This window comes from Echinimonas agarilytica, assembly GCF_023703465.1.
Lineage (GTDB): Bacteria > Pseudomonadota > Gammaproteobacteria > Enterobacterales > Neiellaceae > Echinimonas > Echinimonas agarilytica.
In genome coordinates this window covers 395,425-416,539 of record NZ_JAMQGP010000001.1, presented here as the reverse complement: position 1 = coordinate 416,539, position 21,115 = coordinate 395,425, and the positions used below count along the sequence as shown (strand labels likewise).

The window sequence follows — 21,115 nt, the reverse complement described above, 5'->3', positions numbered from 1 at the left end:
ACTGCACGGTTGGGCTTAACGGCTAACTCAAGTAAACTAGCGCTCCATTTTCGGTAAATTCGGTGTTCCATGATTCAGTGCCAACAAATTGATCTTTCCCGCGGTACAAAACAACTGCTGAGCCAAGCAAATTTACACGTGCCTGACGGCCATAAGTTTGGACTGGTTGGATCAAATGGATGCGGTAAATCGACCCTATTCGCATTATTGCTTGGCCACATCGAACACGACCAAGGCGATGTGACCATTACACCGAATTGGCGCATTGGGCATGTAGCCCAAGAAACCCCCGCGTTAGACATTTCAGCCATTGATTACGTCATCTCAGGTGACCGTGAATATATGGATGTTGCCGATGCATTAGACATTGCAGAGCAGCAAGAGGATGGCACAGCCATTGGCGAACTACACAGCAAAATGGCGGCCATTGATGGCTACACTATTCGCGCCCGCACCGGTGCAATGCTCTCTGGTTTGGGCTTCACTCATGAAAAGCAATTACGACCCGTGCGCTCGTTTTCGGGGGGCTGGCGTATGCGCCTCAATCTGGCTCAGGCGCTTATTTGCCGAGCTGATTTACTCTTGCTGGATGAACCGACCAACCACCTCGACTTAGATGCTGTGATTTGGTTAGAGCGTTGGCTTCAACGTTTTGACGGCACACTATTGATGATTAGCCACGACCGTACCTTTCTCGACAATGTCATTCAAAGTATTGCGCACGTTGATGCCAAGAGCATCATCACTTATACCGGCAACTACAGTTCATTCGAACGCCAGCGCGCGGAACGATTAGCTCAACAGGCTGCGGTATTTGAAAAACAAGAGCGCCACCGTGCACACTTGCAATCATTCGTCGACCGCTTTAGAGCCAAAGCATCGAAAGCCAAGCAAGCACAAAGCCGAATTAAAGCACTGGAAAAATTAGAAGCCCAAGCCCCCGCCCATGCTGGCAGTCCTTTTAACTTTGAGATTCGTTCGCCAAAACATTTGCCCAATCCCTTGGTCAACTTAGAAAAGGCCGACTTGGGCTATGCCGACAACGTCATTTTAAACGGCGTGAATATTAGCCTAGTTCCGGGCAGCAGAGTCGGACTCATTGGTCCCAATGGTGCAGGTAAAAGTACACTGATTAAGTCGCTTGCTGGTAGTTTGTCGCTCTGCACTGGAGAGCGAGAAGCGAGTAGCAAACTTCAAATTGGTTATTTTGCTCAACATCAACTTGAACAACTCGACGGCAACCTGTCACCGCTCGAAGCAATGACCGCACTTAGCCCAGAACAAACCGAGCAAGCGCTGCGCAATTACCTCGGCGGCTTCAACATTAACGGTGATGACGCCCTACGGAAGCTAGAAAGCATGTCTGGCGGCGAGAAAGCGCGTGTGGTGTTAGCTCTGATTTGTTGGCAGCAACCCAACTTGCTACTAATGGACGAGCCCACAAACCACCTCGATTTAGAAATGCGCCACGCCCTCGAACTTGCGCTGCAGTCATACGAAGGGGCATTGCTTGTGATTTCGCACGACCGAGAACTTATCGCTTCAACCACCGATGAACTGTGGTTAGTGGCACACGGCAAAGTTGAACCCTACGACGGGGATTTAAACGACTATCAATCCTACCTACAGTCAAAATCTGATGAAGATGTCAGCACTGACAATGCACCAAAACCATCACAAAACAAAAAAGAACAAAAGCGACTTGACGCCGAATTTCGTCAACGCACTAAACCGCTTCGTCAAGCTGTTGAAAAAAATGAGAAAGCAATGGCCAAACAAGCGGAACAACTTGCTCAAATCGAATTAGAAATGGCTGATCCCGCCTTGTATGAATCAGAAAACAAAGCTCGGTTAAATGAATTAATCATGCAACGTACCCAAGCTCAAATAGATTTGGAAGCACATGAAGAGCAGTGGCTTGAGGCATCATCAGAACTGGAAGAGCTCACGGAATCACACAACAATAATGCAACATGAAGAACAAACAATTTACAACTAACTTTCTGTATTTATTGAAATTTAAAAATTTTATCAAATCATATTGGTGGTTCTTTCATGATTTCAGATAGTTAGCGTAATCATTATTTTTTGTTCAAAAAACAACCAAACTTATTCTATAATATAGTGTCTGAATAATTGTATGTAGAATTGAATTGGGGGTTTTATGATTGGTATTTCTTCATCAGCAGGGGCGTATTCGTATACAACCTTGCAGCAAAATCAGCAGAATCAGGCAAACCAACAGTCGCAAGTTCAAACACTTGAGACTGATCCGGTTGAGACGCGCCCGCAAGCGCCTGTTGCCGTTGCACCAGAGCGCCCGCCAGCAAACTTAGGTGCTGAAATTTTACCTGCTCCAGAATTTCCGATTGAAGATGACGAGACACAAGAGACAGTACAAGATCGAGATCAGCTGCGCGGAGCGGTCGTCTATACCTCAGAGATCAACCAAACCAATCGTGTAATTGATGCGTACGCCAGCCAATACCAAGATGAAGAAGACACATCATCTGTGGGTCTCACACCGGCAGATTATGGCATTGATTCATCCCAACTGCGCGTTGCCACTGGCAATAGTTTGATCAGCAATATTTACCAAAACAATCAGGCTGAACCCTATGGCAACCAAAGTATCGGCAGTATTGTAGACAACCAAGTTTAGCTTTACGCAATCCCTTCGGTCAGTTACTTTGAGCCCCCCATCACAGGTAACTGACCGACATGATCATACCCATCGAACAACTCCCTCCAGAAACACTCACTGCTATCATTGAGGCTTTTGTACTGCGTGAAGGCACCGACTACGGCGCAGACGAAGCTACATTTGACGACAAAATCGAACACGTCAGGATGCAACTAAATAACGGCACAGCCGTATTAGTGTATTCTGAACTCCATGAATCGGTTGATATCGTTCCTGCCAATCAGTTCGAATCCGACTGATTGTTGATTTTGTTGGGCAAGCCAGACAACATGGTACATTGATGAACTCTCGCTAAGGCTATATATGTCGGTTAAACATCCAATTATTGCGATTACGGGCTCCTCTGGAGCAGGCACTACTACTACAAGCACCGCCTTCGAACATATGTTTCGTCATCGCAACATCAATGCTGCACTGGTAGAGGGCGATAGCTTTCACCGATATTCACGCGCAGAAATGGATGTCGCCATTCGCAAAGCTCAAGAGCAAGGTAAACACATCAGCTACTTTGGTCCTGAGGCCAACGATTTTGGTCAACTAGAATCGTTTTTCAAAAGTTACAGTGAAACAGGTAGTGGCCAAGTGCGCCGCTATTTGCACAGCTTTGACGAAGCAGTGCCCTACAATCAAATGCCCGGCACATTTACGCCGTGGGAAGAGCTCAAAGAGAATACCGATTTACTCTATTATGAAGGGCTTCATGGTGGGGTTGCATCAGAAGAGCATAATGTTGCTCAACACGTTGATTTATTGGTCGGTATGGTGCCCATCATTAATTTGGAGTGGACTCAGAAAATCATCCGGGATACAACCGAACGCGGACATTCTCGCGAAGCGGTTACCCAATCGATTTTACGAAGTATGGAAGATTACGTGCGATTCATTACGCCACAATTTTCTCGCACACATATTAATTTTCAGCGCGTTCCTACAGTAGATACGTCGAATCCATTTGCAGCTAAAAATATTCCATCGCTTGACGAAAGCTTTGTGGTCATTCGTTTTCAAGAAACACGCGGTATTGATTTTCAATACCTACTGCAGATGATCGACGGTTCCTTTATGTCTCGCTTAAATGTGTTGGTCGTTCCTGGCGGAAAAATGGGGTTTGCGATGGAGCTTATTCTCACACCTCTTATTGATGAGCTCATGGAAAAGAAACGCCAAGCCATGGAATACTAAACCTTCGGTTCACAGCAGACCCATAAAAAGGCCGATGTGAAATCACCGGCCTTTTTCTTATCACATTGTGCGCTTGTTAAACTTCATACCGCGCAATCAATTCTTGCTGACGGTCTGCCAATTCAGCTTGGCTGCCACTCGCATTGCTAATGGTCGAGATCAGCTGGGCATTATCATCAGCGCTTTGGTTAATCTCATTCACCGTTCGAGTCACATCTTCGGAAGTCACTCGTTGCTCTTCAGTTGCTGCACTAATTTGCGCTGCCATATCTGAAATTTGTAGCACTGCACTTTGAATTGACCCCATTGCTTCATCAGCGTCAGACACTTTTTCTAAGTTGCGCTGCATGCTCTGTTGAGCTTCCCGTACCACGGAACCTGCACCATCAATACTACCTTGAAGGTTTTCAATGCGTTGCTGAATTTCAGTGGTGGACTCTGCTGTGCGCTGCGCTAAATGGCGAACCTCATCTGCCACCACCGCAAAACCACGACCTTGCTCACCCGCTCGTGCGGCCTCAATGGCTGCATTTAAGGCTAATAAGTTGGTTTGCTCTGCAATACCTCGAATCACATTGAGGATGTCGCCAATTTGCTCGCTGTCATGTTCAACATCGCGAATGCGTTCAACACTATTTTCCAGCTCGCCCGACACAACATTGGTACTTTCAATAGTCTGAGCCATGATCTGGCTGCCCAAAGTGGCCGATGTCTCGACATTGGACACCTGATCTGCCGTATCACTTGCAAGCTGGGCAACTTCAGCAAAAGATGCTTCCATTTGCGTCATCGCTGTCGCAAGCATGTCAATATTCTGGGATTGCATGTGTTGGCGATCATTCGCATCAGAACACACTTGATTATTGCCTTTGGCAAGATCTTGAAGTTGTGAAGACACATCTCGTATATCAGCCAACGAGCTTTGCATTTGTTTAGCGAGGCGATTGACATCCGTGGCAATGATACCAAACTCATCTTTATTGCCGTAATTTGCCCGCACACGCATATCACCATCACTCAGTAACTCTAGAGCGCCGCCCACTTCACGCACCGCCCGCTTCAATAAATGTCCCATACGAACGCCTTGAAACACACCAATCGCAACCGATGCAAGAACTGCGATAATCAACGTGGTTATGCCATTTCGATATTGCGTGGAAGCATTGTCACTTGCCTTGGTAACGCGCTTATCCGCATCATCAATCATGCTCCGAATCGCTGTACCAGCTCGCAATTGCAGATCAAACAATTGTGTTTTGTCTGAAGCACCTTTCTCGCGAAGTTGAAGCAACTCATAAAAAAGCTGGTAAGTACCGCCACTATTAATCAGTAAATTTTTCTTAATATTTAGAAAGCGCGGCTCAAACTCAGCTTTATAATCCGTTCTTGAGTCCTGATAAATGGCCATCTCACTCATCAAGGCATTAAATTTTTCTTCAAGTTGCGGCATGATTTTGGTGATGCGGGCCGAAGTGTCATTTGCAGATGGAATGCTCGCAGTGGTCAGCGATTTTGTCAGTAACACTTCAGCTTGTTCTAGTGGGTTTAGAAACTGAGTAAAAGTCCAACGCACATAATCATCACTCAATTCATAACTCTTGCCCATTAAGTGTTGTTTTAGCCGAGCAATTTCTAGCAACAATGTACGAGAGCTTTCATCATTTTCGCGCTCAGCAATAATCCGCTCAGCATGGTCAGATAAGATCTGCTCAGAAATAGCATCAAGTTGAGGAAGTGTCTCAACGAGAACGGCTAACTCGCTGGCATTTAGGTCCGTATTCGCTTTTAAATGTTCTAAAGCTTGCCCTGCTTGCTCACGTGCAGTGAGGTAATTACTTTGGGTATCGGCCAATTCGGCAGAGGTTTCGGTGGCGAGCGCGTCAGAAACGACTTGGTTGCTCGTTTGTAGGGCGCTTAAAAAATCTGAACTCGCCATCAATGCGGGCATTTCTGTGCCAGCAACCTGCTCCACACCATCATTCAGACGATTTAATAAGTAGTAATTTACAATGCCTGTGAGCACCAAAATTAATACTAATATGCCGGCACTTATATAAGTCCGTTGTAAAAAAGTGATATTCATTTGAACTAGCCTTTTTAGAAAAGATCAGCAATAAAACGCCAACCTGCTAACGTCAGTATAGAAGCTCGAACAATCTTGTGTTGTTTTCTACGCTCTAATTCCGTTTTCGGCATTATCCATAATATCTTGATTTACAAGGCGACTTTAGCTAATAAAAAACGCCACTAGAGTGGCGTTTTGTGAGCTAGAGATTTAAGTCGAGAATTAAATTTATTCCGGCAGGTTACGTGCGTAAAAAATTTCCTGCATTTCTCGCTGAATTCGAGCACTAATTTCATCTTGTTCGGCACGGGACAGCGTCTCGGCAGCCTTATCAAATAGGTACGTTGATAAGTTAAAGTCTTTCAACAACATCTTGGTATGAAACATATTGTCTTGATATACATTCACATCCACCATCTGATACAAGTTCTTTGTATCTTCCGATAAGAAATTCTGAATCGAGTTAATTTCATGATCAATGTAGTGCTTAACTCCATCCACATCGCGGGTAAATCCTCGCACTCGGTAGTCAACCGTAACAACATCGGAATCAAAACTGTGAATGAGAAAATTAAGCGCTTTGAGCGGTGATATAACACCACAAGTCGACACCTCAATATCAGCACGAAACGTCGCAATTCCGTTATCTGGATGCATTTCTGGGTAGGTATGTACACAAATATGACTTTTGTCTAAATGAGCTACCAATGAATCAGGCAAAGGGCCGGGAGTCTCTTCCATATCTTCAGCAGAGACTTTATGGACAGGCTCTTCAGCAATAAGAATAGTAACGCTGGCGCCTTCGGGATCGTAGTCTTGGCAAGCAATATTCAATACATTGGCGCCAATGATATCAACGACCTCTGTTAATAGCTCAGTGAGCCGGTCGGCATTGTATTGTTCGTCAATATATTCGATGTATTGTCGCCTTTGCTCCTCTGTCTCGGCATAACAGATGTCATAGATACAAAAACTTAGGCTTTTAGTTAAGTTATTAAAGCCATGAATACGTATTTTCTGTTGCGGTTCAATCACGCTCATTCGCCTCAAAATCCCCTTAGTTGAGGGTGTTTTACGACACAAAACAGCACAATTTAAATGACTCTAAATTATTCCTGCCTTAATTTTCGCGAGAATCTAACACAACAAACCTATTTAGACACCGCAAAAGCATCAAAAAAAAGCACAATTGTTGAACTTTTTACTTGTTTTATACTAGTGTGTTCGCAAAGCATTGTGTTAGTTTTAAGGAAAGGTCGTTTAACTTTAGCCCTCAACGTTAAATTGAACAAAGTTAGAAGCAAACAGTGCCGCGACCTACACGTATTATTATAAGGAGTTTACATGGCCATTATTGCGAAGCCTCAGCCAGATCCTACTCTGGAATGGTTCCTCTCACATTGTCATATCCATAAGTACCCCGCAAAAAGCACTATGATCCACTCAGGAGAGAAAGCGGACACTTTGTACTACATCATCAAAGGTTCCGTTGCTGTTTTGATTAAAGATGAAGAAGGTAAAGAAATGATTCTTTCTTACCTGAATCAGGGTGACTTTATTGGTGAGTTAGGATTGTTTGAGGATGAACCAGAGCGCACTGCTTGGGTTCGAGCAAAAGCTGCCTGTGAAGTTGCTGAGATTTCATACAAGAAATTCCGCCAGCTAATTCAGGTAAATCCTGAAATCCTCATGCGCCTTTCTTCTCAAATGGCACTGCGCCTGCAAAGCACATCGCAAAAAGTAGGTAACCTAGCGTTCCTAGATGTTGCCGGTCGTATTGCGCAAACATTATTGCACTTGGCAAAGCAGCCTGATGCAATGACACATCCAGACGGCATGCAAATCAAGATCACTCGCCAAGAGATTGGCCAGATTGTAGGTTGTTCTCGTGAAACCGTTGGACGTATTCTCAAAATGCTGGAAGAACAAAACCTCATCCATGCACACGGTAAAACAATTGTCGTGTTTGGCACTCGCTAAACACAGGTGAAGGCGCTAATGATTAGCGCCTTCTTTCACAATGGAATTTGCCTTCACGCTTCTATTACTTTGCCCCATGATAGCCTCTGCAACCATGCAGCAAGGGCTACCATTTCGCTCATTTGCAATTCACTTCCCGCTCTCTTTAGTCGCAGGCTTTGCTCTGGCCTACCCAGCAAGTATTTGGCTCGGCCCAAAAGCAGTCGCGGTTGGCTATATCGGTTATTACATCACGTTTTATGTGCTGGATAAGCCTATCCGCGAATTTGTGCGCAAATATTGGCCTAAAAAGAAATAGCCTCGGCACATCATACCTTGGCTCTTATTGAGCTAGTTTTTGTGGGTTGATTCGAAGATTTTATCGGCTGAAGCAGCAATAAACCCTGTATATATCTCACCCTGTTGATCGGCATAGCGCCTTGCAAACTCGTAAAAACAGCTTGGAATTTCAAGCACGCCATCTGAAAATTCGCAAAAGGCCGTATCAGCCATGGTGCTGGACTGCTCCAATAACTCCTCAGGCGTACCTTTGATACGTCCGCCACCAAGATTCAATACAAACCCTTGAGCCATGAGCGCACGGTTCACATCCTCGAGGCGCTCAAAGTTATCCAGATGGTTCACACTGACCGTAAAATGATTGGCCCGATAGCCCCAAGCAGCCAACCAACCGGCATATTCACTTTCTTCCAGCAAGGCATAATAACCCGCTTGGTCAACTTTCCATGGTGTACCCGAAAATACAAAGTCATCCCGAAGCGGTGTATCAGCCGCTACTTGCTCAATCAAACCATTCGCAATGTGCTGTAACGATAGCGAGCATTGCTCCAGCAGCAATTCGCTAATAAACACCTTGGGCAACAAAGGATCAGGATGTTCAAAATGCTGTGCGACCAACTTCTTCGTTTTAAATTCGTAATGACCGCAAGAGGTGTACCCAACCTTTAAAAAGGGCCGGGCAATGACATCAATATTTACTTTTGGGTGATTAAACGTACGCAGTGCAATATGGTCATTCACAATCGTACTATTGGCAGCTAATAACTCGTGAATGCGCTCAGCCGATGGCGTCACTTGTAAAAACTGACGCCAAAGGTTGTCAAAAATCAGTGTGGCGGGCATCGACATATCAATGACTCCTATTTTCAACCACTAAAATGTAAGACCTGGACTCAACGATGCAGGCATCGCGACCCGTTCGGCTTCCACAGATGCTACCGGGTATGCACAATAATCTGCTGCATAATATGCGCTGGCGCGGTGATTCCCGCTGGCACCTACACCACCAAAAGGAGCGGCCGAACTCGCGCCAGTAATGGGCCGATTCCAATTCACAATACCGGCTCGAATATGGCTAAAGAAAAATTCGTATTGATGTTTGGAGTCAGATAGCAATCCCGCGGACAAGCCAAACCGAGTGGCATTTGCTGCATCCACGGCATCACTCAGATGTTGATAACGCGACACTTGTAACAAAGGCCCGAAATACTCTTCGTCTGGGCATTCGCTTATGTTCGACACATCGATAACCCCCGGCGATAAAAATGCATCGCCTTGCTCTAATCGCGTTGAAGCTAGCAGTATTTTTCCACCGAGTTTTTCCAGTTGGGTTTGGGCCGTCAAAATGGCATCCGCTGCAGCCTTTGAAATAAGGCTTCCCATGAACGGTTGCGGCTGTGCATCATGCGGCCCAACCACGATGTTTTTCGTCACCTCAAGCAATCGTTCAAGAACTTGATCGCCATGCGCCGTTGCCGGCAAAAATAGTCGGCGAGCACAAGTACAACGCTGTCCAGCAGAAATAAACGCCGACTGAACAATGTCATGCACAACTGCGTCTATATCTGACACTTCACCCACAATGAGTGGGTTATTGCCGCCCATTTCCAACGCCAGTATTTTGTTGGGTTGGCGCGCGAAGGCCTGGTGCAATAAATGCCCGGTGCTGGAGCTACCGGTAAAAAACAAACCATCAATATCATTGTTTTGTGCCAACGCTTGACCCGTTTCAATAAGGCCCTGAACCAAATTCAGCACGCCAGCAGGTAAACCAGCAAGTTGCCATAAGCGCACATAAAACTCGGCAACAGCCGGTGTTTGCTCACTGGGTTTGTACACAATGGTATTGCCAGCGATAAGTGCTGGCACGATATGACCATTGGGCAAATGTCCCGGGAAGTTATACGGGCCAAAAACCGCCACAACGCCATGCGGTTTGTGACGCACATGCGCAGTGCCAACGGGCATTTCTGACTGTTTCTCGCCCGTACGTTCAGTATAGGCTTGTTTAGAGATAGCCACTTTTCCAACCATTGCAGCCGCCTCTGTGGCCGACTCCCACATCGGTTTGCCCGTTTCAAGCGCTATCAACTGTCCCAGCTCATCTTTGTGCGCACTGAGCACTTCAGAAAAGCGGTCGATGATTGTTAGACGATGTTCTAACGTTGTCATGCCCCAGATCACACTGGCCTGCCGTGCTGCAGTGATTGCCGCTTTTACTTGCGTTGAAGAAGCCGCTTGGCCTTGCCAAACCGTACCCTCAGTTGACGGGCTAATGGACTCAAAGGCAGCCCCCGCTCCGCTGAGCCATACTTCTGCAATATGATGCTGACCGGTCAACGACGACACTGATAGATTAGACATGATTCTTCTCCGCTGTCACTCAAGGTAGGGCGATGCAGCGAATGCTGTCACCGGGGTTTAGTCGCAACTGTTGGGCATCGTCAGCAGAAATAATCAGCTCATCATCATGGAGCCCACCGCGCAAGCAACCAGCACGGAAGTCTTTCGCGTTTATCGGTGCCACTAAAAACTGAGCCGCTTGCGATGGAACTTGGCCGCAAACCACCTGACAAACAATGCTATTTTGAACACTTTCAATCTTGGAGGTTTGACACTCAACCGTAGGGCCAGCATCAAAAATATCGACGTATTGGTTATACACAAACCCTTCTTGCTCAAGCAACGCTAAAGCCGGAGCCGTGTCTTTGTGAACTTGACCGATGACTTGCTGCGCGGGTTCACTGAGTAAATTCACGTAAATAGGGTATTTCGGCATGAGCTCAGCGATGAATTGCTTTTTGCCAATGCCGGTGAGGTAATCTGCCGTTGGAAAATCTAAATCGAAAAAGTGATCTTGCAGCCACACCCAAAATGGTGAGACGCCCGTAGCGTCAGACACGCCACGCATTTCAGCAATAATGGTTTGACCAAAGCGCTCTAGGTTTGAGGCAATGAACAGAAAACGGCTTTTTGATAGCAGTCGGCCGTTCAAGCCTTCACGATGAGTCGGTTTCAAAAATAAGGTACACAGCTCGGCAGCGCCCGTGTAGTCATTACACAAACTCAACGTACCCACGGTTTTATGTACACCTAATTCTGGAGAAGAATGCACCACACTGCCCAGTCGATAGTGGTAAAAGGCATCTTTAAGGCCAACAGCAGCCTCTATGCCTGCTGTGCCCACAACTTCTCCTGTGACTGTGTCTTCAGCAACAAATAGATAGCTTTCGCCAGCAGGCGCAGACACGCTTGACGCAAAAGACGCTTCAGACAATGCAATCTTTTGCATCAACAAATCATCGTTGACAGGCAGCGAGGTAAAGCCAACACCGGATTGAACCGCTATTTCTTTTAAAGCCTCGAAATCAGCGTTTTCAATCGGCCGAATAACAATCATGCTTTACCTCAATTCGCATTGGTTAGCCGTTCACAACAGCGGCAACGGCACGTTCGATTCGAGCAAAAGCTTCATCAATATCGGCTTTTTCAATATTCAGTGCAGGTGCAAAACGAATAACATTCGCGCCAGCAACCAACATCATCACGCCCTCAGCGACCGCTGCGACTAAAAAATCACGCGCTCGACCTTGATATTGTTCACTCAATACCGCGCCCAACAACAAACCTTGGCCACGGACTTCAGCAAAAACATGATGCTTTTGATTAATCGCTTCAAGTGCGTCACGGAACCATTGCTCGCGTTGAGCAACACCACTGAGGGTCGTTTCATTATTCACTTCGCTCAGTACTGCAGAAGCAACGGCACACGCAAGCGGATTACCACCATAAGTGCTGCCGTGGGTGCCCACTTTTAAGCTGCTAGCAATCTTGGTTGTTGTGAGCATAGCTGCAATTGGGAATCCACCGCCGAGCGATTTCGCCGTGGTTAAAATATCGGGAACAACATCTGTGCCCATGTAGGCATACAAGTCACCGGTGCGACCCACGCCCGTTTGCACTTCATCAAAAATCAACAGCGCATTATGCTTGTTACACAGCGCTCTGACGCCATTAATAAATTCAGCGGTTGCAGGAATCACACCGCCTTCGCCTTGCAGTGGCTCAACCATCACTGCACATGTTCTGTCTGAGATCAGCGCTTGCAATGACGACAAATCATTAAACACGCCATGCTCAATGGCTCCCGGTTTAGGGCCGAAACCATCCGAATATGCAGTTTGTCCGCCAACGGTCACAGTAAAGAAGGTGCGTCCGTGGAAGCCATCTTTAAATGAGATGATTTGGTCTTTGTCTTCACCAAAATTCTCAAGCGCAAAACGACGCGCGAGCTTCAAAGCGGCCTCGTTAGCCTCGGCCCCTGAATTTGCAAAGAATACTTTTTCAGCAAATGTTGCATCCACCAATTGCTGCGCCAATTTTAAAGCAGGCTCGTTGGTGTACACATTGCTTAAATGCCAGAGTTGATTACCCTGCTGCTGCAACGCTTCAGTCAGTACAGGATGACAATGCCCTAAACAGTTCACCGCAATGCCACCGGCTAAATCAATGTACTCACGTCCATCTTGGTCCCACACGCGAGAGCCTTCACCTCGAACTGGGATCATGGCTGCTGGCGCATAGTTGGGCGCCATGACTTCATCAAATGTCTCACGTGATACAGGGTGCTGATCGGTCATTATTATTTCCTCTACTCGGGCACTGGAGTCAGCAGTATTTGGCAGTTATTCTGCTCTGGCTAACAGTGCGATTCATTATCTTTAAGGTTTCTATCAAAGTACACTTTTGAATAAAAATAGAATTTTTATTCAAAATGTGAATATATTGTGACTATTTCATGCACAAAAAGTGCATAGTTCGACTTTCATTTCCAAAAAAACAGAAACGTTTATCGTCGTCGTAATCGGGAGAGAGTTGTTAAATCGTGCTCACTCAGGGCAAGCTCGGATAACAACATATGACTTTGGTGTGGTGTGAGAACGCACGCGTCATTCAACCAGCGATATTGGCTGTAGCCCCGCGCTTGACGAATGACTTGTGCTAATTCCGACAGTTGTTCAACGGGCAAATCGGCATCCACTTCACGGGTCAGTGACGCCAACAATTTACCCGTTGCCCCAAGCTCAGCCAGCAATGCATGCTGCAAGCCTGTGCTTCGCGTTAAGTGTGCCAGTAACACACGAACAGGAGGCTTAATACTATTCAGTTGGTCGTACGCTTGCTTCTGCCCAGAGTCACGCGCTTTTTCCAACGCGAGTTTGATCTGACCATCAAACAAATGTACAAAATTCTGGCTAATGGCAAGAGGCGCAAGGCCCTGCACAAGGGACGCCATGCTCACCGTTGCAGCGCATAAACCACGTTCATGCGCTAATGCAGCGGCACATTGTGCCAGCTCTTGCGACCATTCTAAAATCCGCCGATTGAGTAACTTGCAAAACCGTGCCTCGCGTGCAGCCGCTTGCACCATGGCAAATTCAATCAGCTGCCGAGCCAACATTTTACCGTTAAATTCCGCCAACGCTTCATCCAGAGAGGTGACAAAATCGTTGTGTGAACCTGTGATTTGCCGAAACCTTGGCGCATTCACCCACTGCAATAGCTCTTTGGAAAGCCACGACTCGCTATTTACCGCACGTCGCATGGAATCGTCGGTGTCAGATTGATCCATCACCAAATCCAGCATACCAGGCAGTTGTTCGCCTAATGTGAGCCTTACAAATAGAAGTCTGGCAGGGTTTTGCGACGATTGTTGCATCGCCAATTCAAGCCGCTCGGAAAGTTTGGTTTCAATCGCGCCAGCTGTGACTTGCTGTTGTTGATGACCAAACCACGTGAATTGCTGACGCACCAGATAATCAAAGAATAATCCCTGGTAGTCAGTGTGGCTTGTGTCACTTTGCGCAAAGGCGTTCATAGGTCTCAACTGTTTGAATCAACGGCAACATTACATCTATGTCTGTACTATCGCTCGAAATGAAGACTCAGCCAAGTTTTTGCGTTAAAAAATTGTTTAATAACGCATGGCCGCTCTCAGTTAGAATGGATTCTGGATGAAATTGCACACCCCACAAGGGCAATTCAAGGTGCTCTATGGCCATGATTTCTTGTTCACCCGTTTCGGGCTGAACGCAAGTTGCAGTCACCTTGAAGCAATCAGGCAAGGAATCTGGCGCAAGCAATAATGAATGATACCGCGTCACTTGCAGTGGATTGGCTAATTCAGCAAACAAGCCGCTCGCTTGATGATCAATCAGCGAAGTTTTGCCATGCATCACGCGATGCGCTCGAACCACCTTGGCACCGAAAACTTGGCCGATGGTCTGATGCCCCAAGCACACGCCTAAAATCGGTAATTGACCGGCAAAATGACGCACCAACGCCAGCGACTCTCCCGCTTCGTCGGGCGAACACGGGCCTGGAGAGATGACTAGGTAATCGGGATTTAGATGTTCGACCTCGGCAATCGACACCTCATCATTGCGACGCACCACAACTTCTTCACCCAACTGCTGAAAATACTGCACAAGGTTGTAGGTAAACGAGTCATAGTTATCGATCATCAGAAGCATTGAATAAGCTAAACCTTTTAAATGAATACAGGCCCTATCGGTATATCTCTGCTGCCCGCTATTTAGAGTATCGCAACTCACATAGTTACGAGCAATCAACTGCGCGCGCATTATCGGTTATATACATCAGAACTTAAAGTTCGTTCACACCAGTGCGCCACATCAGAAATGATCTAGCAAGGAGGGATATTTGGTGCAAAGCCAGTTCTTGGGCTGGCGATACTGGATATTTACTGCCCGTTAAAAGGCCTGACCATTAAAAACTCACAGCGAATACTGCTCAAAAAATTTAGGCGGTTTGGCTCGAACTTATCCTGCTTAAAATTCATCCAACATGTCGTAAAAACTCTCTATTTATCACCCTCCGATTTGTTTCGATGAGCGAACAAAACATTTAGCTGATACGCTACGCAAGCCTTGCTACATATAGACATAGCGTTATCTAGATCACACTAATTCATGAGTTCAACGGAGCCAGTACCACTTCATCTAGTGACCAGTCCATTTCAACGGATTTATCAAATTACACCCAAACAATTGAGTTACCGTTTCGCTACAAACTGATAGCAAATAAATGACTCATTCAAATCTGCTGTCAGGTTCGTCATAAGAACTTAAGGTATTACTGGAGACATGAATGAACACATGTAGCGCTAAGCACCTCAAAACGGTGATCATGACATCGCTTATTGCCGCAGTTGCCGGTTGTAACGGTGCCAATACCGACTCAAACTTTGAATCTGTTGACACATCGGCTCCGCCTGTCAGTTGGCAAATGATTTGGAACGATGAGTTTGAAGGAACAGCGATCGACTCAAGGAAGTGGGAACACGAAGTCAACTGTAGCGGCGGCGGCAACAACGAGAAGCAGTGCTATACAGATTCCCCAGAAAACTCTTTTATCAGCGACGGAATGCTGCACATTGTGGCCCATAAAGCCGAAGAAGGGGCTACTTTGCCGTACACCTCGGCAAGATTGAGAACCAAATACAAGGGCGACTGGACTTATGGCCGCTTTGAAATGCGCGCTAAGCTTCCAAGTGGCCAAGGTAGCTGGCCAGCTTTTTGGATGCTTCCAACCGACGAAGTGTATGGTGGTTGGCCCAAATCTGGCGAAATCGACATTGTTGAAGCAGTGAATCTCAAAGTAGAAGATGATGACGGAGTCGCCGAAGCATTTGTTCACGGCACCTTACACTACGGCAAGGAATCACCTAATAATTCAAATTCTGGACGCGCCTACGCATTGCCTGATGGCGTTAATCCAGCTGACGACTTCCATACATACGCAGTGGAATGGCAGCAAGGTGAAATTCGTTGGTACGTCGACGATTATTTATATGCCACTCAACGACAGTCTGACGTGGCATACAATGCCGATGGTGACCCCTTTACGCTCAAACATCGCGGCTGGTTCGCAGAATATTTTGATGGGGTGACCGGGGAACTTGAAACGCAGTGGAACAGCGCACCTTACGACCAAGATTTTCACCTGCTATTAAACCTTGCTGTGGGCGGTGACTGGCCAGAAAACGTCAACGACTTGGGCATTGACGACTCGGCATTTACCAACGGTCAGTCCTACATTGTTGACTATGTTCGTGTGTATCAATGCAGTACAGATCCACTCACAGGCAAAGGGTGTGACACGGTTCGTGCCGGCTACGACCAACTCGAAGACGAAGCAAATCCAAGCTATGCCTTAGTGGAAGGTAAAGCGCCCATGCCAACGCCTCCATCAACCGGGCCTGCATCGGATTTAATCATTTTTGATGATGCCATCAACCCAGATTGGCCTGCGTGGGATTGCTGTGGAGGGTCAACGCCAGCAGAAGTCCAAGACGATGCCGAACATGGCACAGCCATTGAATTCTCAATTGGAGCAGAGCCCACTGTGATGGGGTTTGTCACCAAAACAGGGAATGGTGGTGGCGGCACGCCCTATGATGCTTCATCCATCCTCGAAACCGGTACCATTACATTTGAAGTCAAAGTGGAATCGTTACCCACTGTAGCCAATGCGCAGTGGCTATTCAAAATTGAATCGAACGATACGTCTTCAGCCGTAGAAATGCCCCTTACAAGCAGTGTTGAAGGCGTTGCCCCCCCTGTAGGTCAATGGCAGCAATACACTTACAACATCAAAGACCTTGCCGATGCAGGTTTAGAACTGAGCGCCATTGATGTTTTGATGATTTTCCCGGCGTGGGGGGCGGGTGAAGGTGCGGTATACCGCGTTGATAACGTAAAAATTAATACCGGACTAACAGCACCTGAATTGGTGTTATTTGAAGACACTCAAAATGCTGCATGGCCTGCCTGGGATTGCTGTGGAGGGTCGACTCCGGTGGAACAAACAGACGATGCAGACCACGGTGCAGTGATTGAATTTTCAGTAGGCGCAGAACCCACAGTAATGGGATTCAGCACCAAGTCAGGCAACGGGGGCGGCGATCAACCTTTTGATGCCAGCAGCATTTTTGAGAATGGGGTTGTGCAATTCGAGATGAAAGTTGAATCAATGCCTACCACTGCTGATGCCGCTTGGTTGTTCAAAATCGAATCCGGCGATGCGACAACGGCAGTTGAATTACCACTATCAGACAGCGTTGAAGGCGCAGCCCCCGTCACGGCGCAATGGCAAACCTACACCTTTACATTAGCCGATCTTGCATCTGCAGGCTTAGACCTCAGCGCAATCGACGTGTTGATGGTATTCCCAGCTTGGGGAGCCGGTGAAGGCGCAATTTACCGCTTAGACAACGTTAAAATTTTTGACCCTACGGCGCAAAATTCCGCGGGCGGTTCGCTCACTTTGTTTGCCGATACCGCTGCCGACCAATGGAGCATTTGGGATTGTTGCGGCGGTAGCACCCCTCAAGAAATACAAGACGAAGACGGCACCAAAGGCACCGTTGCTGAGTTTTCAATTGGCGCCACTGAAACCGTTATGGGCTTCTTAGCAAACGATGACGTGTACTTCGATGCATCGAGCTTGCTCAGTGGTGGTTATATCCGCTTCGAGATGAAAGTTGTCTCTATGCCAAACGACACTAGCGCGCCTTGGCTATTTAAAGTCGAGTCTGGCGACACCACAACGGACGTTGAATTATCACTTTCAGACAGCGTAGAAGGCACCGCTCCTGAAGTAGGTGTTTGGCAAACTTACACCTTCATGCTTCAAGACTTACTCAGCTCAGGCTTAGACGTAAGTGCCATTGATGTCGTCATGGTGTTCCCCGCATGGGGCCAAGGCAATGGCGCGGTTTATCGCATCGACAACGCTGTCATTGCTGCGGATTAATCAACACACACTAGCGATTGCTGGCAGCCGAACTGCCAGCCCTTACGCACAAAGTACAATAATTAGAAGGGCAGTTATGAAAAATTTAACTTTCAAAAAGACTCGTCTGACACTTGCGATTTCACTATTACTCGGGTCGGGCGCAGCAGCACCAGCATTTGCTCAGGAACAAGCACTTGCCGAAAAAGATCTGGAAATCATTCAAGTCAAAGGGATCCGCGGCAGCTACATGCGTGCCAGCGATATGAAACGTGAAAATTTCGGTGTTGTAGATGGGATTTCAGCCGAAGACATCGGTAAATTTCCAGATACAAACTTGGCCGAATCATTAGGTCGGATCACAGGTATTTCTGTCAGCCGAACCAATGGCGAGGGCAGTGAAATTACGGCGCGAGGATTTGGTCCTGAGTTTAACTTGGTGACGCTCAATGGCCGTCAAATGCCAGGCACAGGCAACACGCGCTCATACGATTTATCCAACTTATCTCCCGAAGGTGTGAATGCCTTAGAAGTCTACAAAACGGCACGAGCAGAGCTCCCAAGCGGAGGTCTAGGGGCAACCGTAAACATCGTCACATCCAAGCCTTTTGGCGCTCCAGGCCAACAGTTTTCGGTAATGGCCAAGGGCATCCATGATTCGTCAGTAGAGACAGGCGATGACATCACTCCAGAAGTGTCAGCCATGTATAGCAACACCTTCATGGATGAAACTTTTGGGATAGGCTTGACGTTTTCAGATCAACGTCGTGATTTCCGTCAACAAACCGCCAATATTCAAGGCTGGCAAGCCAATGTTGACCTGCCCGACTTAGATGCCGCGTCGGTGGTTGATCCTCGTACTATCGACGCCGATGGCAATCGCGTGGGCAATCACTTCTTCCCGAAGGATATGAACTACAGCATTCGTGATGTAGAACGCACAAAAACCAATGGTCAGGTTGTGCTTCAATACGCTCCATTCGACAGCTTAGTCGCCACAATTGACTACACCATGACGAAGTCCTCCACCGCTGAAGAAGAGTCAGGCTGGGGGATTTGGAATGACTTTGGCAGTAACATCAATGCTTACGAGCTTGATGCAAACGGCACGGCCATCTACGCCGACATTTCTGGCAATGACGGGTCATTTACCGCCAGCAAAAGCACCACTGAAGTAGAAGCCAAATCACTCGGTTTCAACCTCGACTGGGCCATTAACGATGAATACAGCTTAGCCTTCGATTATCACGACTCCAGCAATGAGGTCGATAATGGTGCCGACAGCCAATTGGGCGGCTATGGCCAAGTTATTTTGGGTTCGGACCAACTCGATAGCAAAATATATGACTACCGCACCGGTGAAATTCCGCATGCTCAGATTTATTGGAGCAATGGTACAACCGAGCTAGCGCCCGGAGAAATTGACTCGAACTTCAGCCAGTTCATTCACAGCCCAGGCGAATCAACCATTGAGCAGTTTCAACTCGACGGCTCATGGACAGGCGATTTAAGTGTTGGCCTGATTCGGGTTGATGTCGGTGCCGCTTACACTGACCAAGAGATGAGCGGTTGGACTGCATGGAGTGGACTGCGAGGTGGGCCAGGATTTAATCCAAGCTTCACATCTGTCTTTCCCGATGTGATGTTCACACGCCAATCCACCAGCGGCTTACTAGATGCATTCAGTGGCGGTGGCAGCAGTCTGCAACCCAATTACTACTATACCTTCGACTTTGACGAAGCTGTTGCTCGCCAGCAAGCGATGCTCACTGAAGATCTATTGGGCGATAACTACTACGCCGTCGACCCATATTTTGATGGCATCGACAGTCAGCAATCGGTTCAAGAAGAAACGAGCAGCGTATACCTTCAAACTGCTTGGGAATGGGAGTTAGGTGACTATATTTTGTCGATGAATGCCGGTGCCCGCTACGAACAAACCGATGTGACCAGTGTGGTGCGTCAAGCGGTGCCAGAGGAAGTGCAATGGGCCGGTGCTTCGGAATGGATTATGGTAAACGAACAAGGAGGGGATGATAACTTCGCAACCTTCGAAGGCGACCACAGCGTGTTCTTACCAATGATCGATTTGAAGCTCGATATTACCGATGATCTTGTGGCACGGGCGTCGTGGGGGAAATCGATTTCACGCGCTCCTTTGAGCAACTTGGCCGGTGGTCGAAGCCTTACGGGAAGTCCAAAAGTGGGCGCACGAAGTGGCAGTGAAGGGAACACCAATTTACAACCATTTAAGTCGAACAATATCGACCTGTCGATTGAGTACTATTACGAAGAAGGCAGCTATGCATCTGTTGGCTACTTCAAGAAAAAGGTCGACAACTTCATCGCCACTGAAATTGTTAAAAAAGAAATTGATGGGCTGCACGACATTTATGAAGGGCCGCGTTACAACCAAGCCGTCGCAGATATCGAGGCTCGTGGAGATCAAGCCACCAGTACAGCTATCTTCGATCAAATGAAATCAAACTTGGGGCTCGGTGAATTGGATCCCATTCGTCCAACATCTGACGACCCGTTGATTGTTTGGGATATTTCAAGGCCTTTTAACAGCGACACCAAAACTGTAGATGGATTTGAAATTGCGGTGCAGCATTTCTTTGGGGACAGCGGTTTTGGCTTTGGTGCCAATGCCACCTTTGTTGATGGTGATGTTGACTTTGATACTGAAAGCCTTGAACAACAGGCTCCACTCGTAGGTATCAGTGACTCTGCCAACCTCCAGTTGTTCTACGAAAAACATGGTCTGTCAGTGAAAACAACCTATTCATGGCGCGACGACTACCTCATTGGTGTAGGTCAAGATCAAGGTTCTTCAGATGCACCACCGCAATACGCCAAAGAATTTGGACAACTCGATTTGAGCGTAAATTATGACATTAACGAAGACTTCACCGTGTTCTTCGAAGGCATCAATTTAAATGATGAAACAGAGCAAGGGTACGGACGTTACGAAGAGCAATTCTTATTTGCTCGCCAGTACGGTCCTCGTTATGCCATAGGCGCCCGATATAGCTTTAAGTAAAACATTGACTCCCCAATGTTTGGCGAATGTCAGCAACGATTGTCGG

Annotated in this window: 16 protein-coding genes; 8 read left to right on the top strand and 8 right to left on the bottom strand. The window is 47.1% G+C overall.

Annotated features, from left to right (window positions below):
- The first annotated feature begins 69 nt into the window (after positions 1-69).
- The 4 genes from NAF29_RS01725 to NAF29_RS01710 all read left to right on the top strand — a co-directional run bounded on the left by NAF29_RS01725 (position 70) and on the right by NAF29_RS01710 (position 3,886).
- Positions 70-1,977 (top strand): ATP-binding cassette domain-containing protein, encoded by a 1,908-nt coding sequence (locus NAF29_RS01725; RefSeq protein ID WP_251259757.1) that lies wholly within the window; start codon positions 70-72, stop codon positions 1,975-1,977.
- A 187-nt stretch (positions 1,978-2,164) separates the two neighbouring features.
- The gene (locus tag NAF29_RS01720) at positions 2,165-2,662 is read left to right on the top strand and encodes a hypothetical protein (protein ID WP_251259756.1); all 498 of its coding nucleotides are present in this window, start codon (positions 2,165-2,167) and stop codon (positions 2,660-2,662) included.
- Between the two features lie 59 nt (positions 2,663-2,721).
- Complete coding sequence (locus NAF29_RS01715; RefSeq protein ID WP_251259755.1) at positions 2,722-2,943, top strand: YheU family protein; 222 nt, start codon at positions 2,722-2,724, stop codon at positions 2,941-2,943.
- Positions 2,944-3,007: 64 nt separating this feature from the next.
- Entirely contained in the window at positions 3,008-3,886 is an 879-nt protein-coding gene (locus NAF29_RS01710) for a phosphoribulokinase (RefSeq protein WP_251259754.1), read from the top strand.
- Between the two features lie 76 nt (positions 3,887-3,962).
- On the opposite strand, the gene NAF29_RS01705 is transcribed toward NAF29_RS01710, so the two are convergent.
- Together NAF29_RS01705 and speD are read right to left on the bottom strand one after the other, a co-directional pair.
- Positions 3,963-5,969, bottom strand: a complete 2,007-nt coding sequence (locus tag NAF29_RS01705) for a methyl-accepting chemotaxis protein (RefSeq protein WP_251259753.1) — start codon at positions 5,967-5,969, stop codon at positions 3,963-3,965.
- Between the two features lie 210 nt (positions 5,970-6,179).
- A complete protein-coding gene (gene speD / locus NAF29_RS01700; protein WP_285817535.1) occupies positions 6,180-6,992 on the bottom strand; it encodes an adenosylmethionine decarboxylase in 813 nt (270 codons plus the stop codon).
- 303 nt (positions 6,993-7,295) lie between these two features.
- On the opposite strand from speD, the gene crp reads away from it, so the two are divergent.
- On the top strand, positions 7,296-7,931 hold the full coding sequence (crp, locus tag NAF29_RS01695; protein ID WP_251259752.1) for a cAMP-activated global transcriptional regulator CRP: 636 nt from the start codon (positions 7,296-7,298) through the stop codon (positions 7,929-7,931).
- A 40-nt stretch (positions 7,932-7,971) separates the two neighbouring features.
- The gene (locus NAF29_RS01690) at positions 7,972-8,229 is read left to right on the top strand and encodes a hypothetical protein (protein WP_251259751.1); all 258 of its coding nucleotides are present in this window, start codon (positions 7,972-7,974) and stop codon (positions 8,227-8,229) included.
- Positions 8,230-8,261: 32 nt separating this feature from the next.
- Here the strand turns inward: NAF29_RS01690 and NAF29_RS01685 are convergent, their stop codons facing one another.
- From NAF29_RS01685 to NAF29_RS01660, 6 genes are all read right to left on the bottom strand, one after another.
- Positions 8,262-9,059 carry a DUF1338 domain-containing protein gene (locus NAF29_RS01685; RefSeq protein ID WP_285817534.1) on the bottom strand — a complete coding sequence of 266 codons (798 nt, stop codon included), beginning with the start codon at positions 9,057-9,059 and terminating at the stop codon, positions 8,262-8,264.
- Between the two features lie 24 nt (positions 9,060-9,083).
- Positions 9,084-10,574 carry a succinylglutamate-semialdehyde dehydrogenase gene (gene astD / locus NAF29_RS01680; RefSeq protein WP_251259750.1) on the bottom strand — a complete coding sequence of 497 codons (1,491 nt, stop codon included), beginning with the start codon at positions 10,572-10,574 and terminating at the stop codon, positions 9,084-9,086.
- A 19-nt stretch (positions 10,575-10,593) separates the two neighbouring features.
- Complete coding sequence (astA, locus tag NAF29_RS01675) at positions 10,594-11,610, bottom strand: arginine N-succinyltransferase (RefSeq protein WP_251259749.1); 1,017 nt, start codon at positions 11,608-11,610, stop codon at positions 10,594-10,596.
- A gap of 22 nt (positions 11,611-11,632) precedes the next feature.
- A complete protein-coding gene (locus NAF29_RS01670; RefSeq protein ID WP_251259748.1) occupies positions 11,633-12,850 on the bottom strand; it encodes an aspartate aminotransferase family protein in 1,218 nt (405 codons plus the stop codon).
- Between the two features lie 209 nt (positions 12,851-13,059).
- Positions 13,060-14,088, bottom strand: coding sequence for a hypothetical protein (locus NAF29_RS01665; RefSeq protein WP_251259747.1), 1,029 nt, complete (start codon positions 14,086-14,088; stop codon positions 13,060-13,062).
- A gap of 67 nt (positions 14,089-14,155) precedes the next feature.
- Entirely contained in the window at positions 14,156-14,743 is a 588-nt protein-coding gene (locus NAF29_RS01660; protein WP_251259746.1) for an anthranilate synthase component II, read from the bottom strand.
- A gap of 637 nt (positions 14,744-15,380) precedes the next feature.
- On the opposite strand from NAF29_RS01660, the gene NAF29_RS01655 reads away from it, so the two are divergent.
- Positions 15,381-18,047 carry a glycoside hydrolase family 16 protein gene (locus NAF29_RS01655; protein ID WP_251259745.1) on the top strand — a complete coding sequence of 889 codons (2,667 nt, stop codon included), beginning with the start codon at positions 15,381-15,383 and terminating at the stop codon, positions 18,045-18,047.
- A 76-nt stretch (positions 18,048-18,123) separates the two neighbouring features.
- Positions 18,124-21,069, top strand: coding sequence for a TonB-dependent receptor (locus NAF29_RS01650; RefSeq protein WP_251259744.1), 2,946 nt, complete (start codon positions 18,124-18,126; stop codon positions 21,067-21,069).
- The last annotated feature ends 46 nt before the right edge of the window (positions 21,070-21,115 follow it).

What these genes read in the sequence shown, in the direction of transcription:
- NAF29_RS01670 (WP_251259748.1), bottom strand. Translation starts at nt 12,850, where the DNA reads ATGACCGATCAGCACCCTGTATCACGTGAGACATTTGATGAAGTCATG.
- astA (WP_251259749.1), bottom strand. Translation starts at nt 11,610, where the DNA reads ATGATTGTTATTCGGCCGATTGAAAACGCTGATTTCGAGGCTTTAAAA.
- NAF29_RS01655 (WP_251259745.1), top strand. Translation starts at nt 15,381, where the DNA reads ATGAACACATGTAGCGCTAAGCACCTCAAAACGGTGATCATGACATCG.
- speD (WP_285817535.1), bottom strand. Translation starts at nt 6,992, where the DNA reads ATGAGCGTGATTGAACCGCAACAGAAAATACGTATTCATGGCTTTAAT.
- NAF29_RS01705 (WP_251259753.1), bottom strand. Translation starts at nt 5,969, where the DNA reads ATGAATATCACTTTTTTACAACGGACTTATATAAGTGCCGGCATATTA.
- astD (WP_251259750.1), bottom strand. Translation starts at nt 10,574, where the DNA reads ATGTCTAATCTATCAGTGTCGTCGTTGACCGGTCAGCATCATATTGCA.
- NAF29_RS01715 (WP_251259755.1), top strand. Translation starts at nt 2,722, where the DNA reads ATGATCATACCCATCGAACAACTCCCTCCAGAAACACTCACTGCTATC.
- NAF29_RS01660 (WP_251259746.1), bottom strand. Translation starts at nt 14,743, where the DNA reads ATGCTTCTGATGATCGATAACTATGACTCGTTTACCTACAACCTTGTG.
- NAF29_RS01665 (WP_251259747.1), bottom strand. Translation starts at nt 14,088, where the DNA reads ATGAACGCCTTTGCGCAAAGTGACACAAGCCACACTGACTACCAGGGA.
- NAF29_RS01650 (WP_251259744.1), top strand. Translation starts at nt 18,124, where the DNA reads ATGAAAAATTTAACTTTCAAAAAGACTCGTCTGACACTTGCGATTTCA.
- NAF29_RS01720 (WP_251259756.1), top strand. Translation starts at nt 2,165, where the DNA reads ATGATTGGTATTTCTTCATCAGCAGGGGCGTATTCGTATACAACCTTG.
- crp (WP_251259752.1), top strand. Translation starts at nt 7,296, where the DNA reads ATGGCCATTATTGCGAAGCCTCAGCCAGATCCTACTCTGGAATGGTTC.
- NAF29_RS01710 (WP_251259754.1), top strand. Translation starts at nt 3,008, where the DNA reads ATGTCGGTTAAACATCCAATTATTGCGATTACGGGCTCCTCTGGAGCA.
- NAF29_RS01690 (WP_251259751.1), top strand. Translation starts at nt 7,972, where the DNA reads ATGGAATTTGCCTTCACGCTTCTATTACTTTGCCCCATGATAGCCTCT.
- NAF29_RS01685 (WP_285817534.1), bottom strand. Translation starts at nt 9,059, where the DNA reads ATGTCGATGCCCGCCACACTGATTTTTGACAACCTTTGGCGTCAGTTT.
- NAF29_RS01725 (WP_251259757.1), top strand. Translation starts at nt 70, where the DNA reads ATGATTCAGTGCCAACAAATTGATCTTTCCCGCGGTACAAAACAACTG.